Origin of the sequence: Curtobacterium sp. MCBA15_001 (genome assembly GCF_001864835.1) — a bacterium.
Classification (GTDB): Bacteria; Actinomycetota; Actinomycetes; order Actinomycetales; family Microbacteriaceae; genus Curtobacterium.
The window spans coordinates 6,202-7,970 of the sequence record NZ_MJGI01000006.1; the positions used below are offsets into that span (position 1 = coordinate 6,202).

Sequence of the window (1,769 nt, forward strand, 5' to 3'; positions counted from 1 at the left end):
GACGAACTGCACGTCGAGGTTGATCGTCACGTCGTTGCCGAGCGTGAACCCACCGGCCTCGAGCGCGGCGTTCCAGTTCACACCGAACTCGGTGCGGTCGATCTTGGTCTTCGCCTCGGCGCCGAGCTTGACCTGGCCGTAGCCGTCGGTGGTGACGCCGCCGAACTCGGTCTTCAGGGTCACGTTCTTCGTCACGCCGCGCAGCGAGAGCTCGCCGTCGATGAGGAAGTCGTCGCCGTCCTGGCGGATGCCGGAGGACGTGAAGGTCATCTGCGGGTGCTCCTCGGCGAGGAAGAAGTCACCGGTCGCGAGGTGCTGGTCGCGCTGCTGCTGCTTCGTGTTCACGCTGGCCACGTCGATCGAGGCCTCGAGGGTGGAGTCCAGCGGGTTCTCGGCGGTGACGAGCGTGGCGTCGAAGCGCTCGAAGGAGCCCTTGACCTTGCTGATCGCGAGGTGACGGACCGAGAAGGTGACCTCGGAGTGGGTCGGGTCGATCTTCCAGGTGCCGGTCTGGTAGCCGGGAATGGTGTCAGCAGAGAGCGTCATGGTGGTGTCCTTCCGGGACGACGGAGTTCGTGGTGCGACGCGAGCGACCGGCTTCCCCGATCCATGCGCCCGCATCGAATGAGATGCTACGCCATTGTGGACCCGTTTGGTTGAAGCGTCAACTAAATCTTCGTGAACCCGCAGCAGGCCGTCGGTCGTGTGCTCCGGAGGCGCCAGCACGGAGCAGCCGACGCACCCGCTCGACGAAGCGTTCCACGTGCCTCCCGACGTCGTCCGCCGTGATCCGGACCAGCCACCAGTCCACGTCCTTCAGATGCTCGCCCCGCATCAGGTCCTTCTTGAATGTCGCCGGGTCCGTCCGATGGAGGTCGCTCTCGTACTCGATGGCGACACGCTCGCGCGGGAACGCCAGGTCGACGCAGGCGACCCACTCGCCGTCCACGACGACGTCGTGGTTCAGCGCCGGTTCCGGGAGACCGTGGCGGACCAGCGCGAGGCGGGCTCGGGTCTCGCCCGGTGATCGGGACCCGAGCCTGATCTCGGCCAGCGCGGCTCGGAGTCGTCGCACGCCGCGCATGCCACGTCGTCGGCGGACCGCGATCCGGAGTTCATCGATCGTGACCCATCCGAGCCACCCGACGAGTGCGTCGCCCGCGATGACCAGTTCATCGATCGTCAGCATGGTCCCGAGGGCGACGAACGTGTCCACTGGCGTGCTGATCGGCACGCCTCGGGCGATCGTCATGCGCACCGAGCCGAACTTCGCGCGGTGCCCGACGGCGCCGCGGACCCGGAGTGCCTGGTCGATGCCGATGGTGGTGACGTGCAGCCGTCGGTCCTGCTCCACGCGTCGGGGGAGTGGCACGCCGATGATCGCGGCTGCGGTCGTGTGGCTGAACACCTGGTCCGGGCGGAGTCGCGGCGCGAGCGCACGTGCCCGCTCGTCGACCGCGACCGGCTCCGATGCGGACCGGATGCCGTGGAACGGGCGGACCAGGTCGCGCGCATCGAGCCGGTTGCGGGAGACCCCGCGGTGCAGGGCGTCCCGCACGCGGAACGAGGCGTCGCGGAGGGCGAGCGGAAGGCGTCGTCTGGCAGTCACGGTCACATGCTCGCGTCGACACAGCAGACGGGAGGCGCGTGGGGCGCATCTGTGGACGGTCACCCCCGCCGCGTGGTTGTGGAGGAGTCGCCCCCCGCGCGCGAGCGGGCGTATGTGGGGAGTCGGGCGCCGCGGGACGGCGACATACCGCCCGCTCGCG

The 1,769-nt window shown here is 69.0% G+C and carries 2 protein-coding genes; both read right to left on the reverse strand.

All coding sequences use genetic code 11. The annotated features are described in order from the left end of the window. Positions 1-546 (reverse strand): YceI family protein (locus BIU90_RS02765; protein WP_071298724.1); only part of this gene is annotated, 546 nt, incomplete at its 3' end. Between the two features lie 118 nt (positions 547-664). Next, positions 665-1,609 (reverse strand): hypothetical protein, encoded by a 945-nt coding sequence (locus BIU90_RS02770; protein ID WP_071298884.1) that lies wholly within the window; start codon positions 1,607-1,609, stop codon positions 665-667. Positions 1,610-1,769: the final 160 nt, after the last annotated feature.